The 895-nt window shown below is 66.9% G+C and carries 2 protein-coding genes; both read left to right on the forward strand.

The features are described from left to right. Positions 1-340, forward strand: a 340-nt coding sequence (locus N869_RS15525) for a cellulose binding domain-containing protein (RefSeq protein ID WP_035063183.1), incomplete at its 5' end; no start/stop codon positions are given. Positions 341-650: 310 nt separating this feature from the next. Beyond that, positions 651-895 (forward strand): glycoside hydrolase family 11 protein (locus N869_RS15530; RefSeq protein WP_035063184.1); only part of this gene is annotated, 245 nt, incomplete at its 3' end.

Here is an 895-nt window from a genome sequence, read left to right on the forward strand (position 1 = left end):
CGGCAGCTCCAACATCACCGTCGAGGGAGCCGGTGGCGGCGGCAGCCCGGGAGCCGGCGCCCCGGGCGGCGGCAGCAGCGGCTGCGAGGTGAGCGTCACCCGTGGCGAGGAGTGGGGTGACCGCTTCAACGTGGAGTACACCGTCACCGGCAGCAGCAGCTGGACGGTCACGATCGGACTGAGCGGCAACCAGAGCGTGCAGAGCAGCTGGAACGCCGACGTCTCGCAGAGCGGCAACACCGTGACCGCCCGGTCGGACGGCTCGGGCAACACGTTCGGGACGACGATCTACTCCGACGGGTCGAGCGCGACGCCCACAGCGACCTGCCAGGCAGGCTGAGCGCGAGAACGAGCACCCAGGGGGTGGTGGCGCCGGACGGCGCCACCACCCCCTCTTCTCTGCCGTTGCAGACGTTGCGCAACACACTGCACGCTCCAGCGAAAATTGCGAGCCCCCAATGAATCGTTTAAGACACGTCAGCGTCATCTAGAGGCTTGACGCCGGTAACTTCGAGGACCACACTCACCCGATAGCGGGACGTAGCTGTGACGACCGTCTCAGTTCAGCCCGTCTTCGGACCGATCGCGCTGCGCCCTTCTCGGCCGACCGACCGAAACTTTCGTCGATGATCCGCACGAAGGAGTGCAGAATGTCCATCGGTTCCTCCCTCAAGCGCCGCCGTGGTCTGAAGACCCTGGTGAGCGTCGGCGCCGCAGGCGCCCTGGTCGCCGGTGTCCTCGCGACGCCAGCCGCGGCCAACATCACCCAGAACACCCAGGGATCCCACGACGGGTACTTCTACTCGTTCTGGACCGACGCCCCGGGCACCGTGTCGATGCAGAACGGTGCGGGCGGCAACTACAGCACGACCTGGCGCAACACCGGCAACTTCGT

The organism is Cellulomonas bogoriensis 69B4 = DSM 16987 (genome assembly GCF_000767165.1).
In the GTDB taxonomy this organism is placed as follows: domain Bacteria; phylum Actinomycetota; class Actinomycetes; order Actinomycetales; family Cellulomonadaceae; genus Actinotalea; species Actinotalea bogoriensis.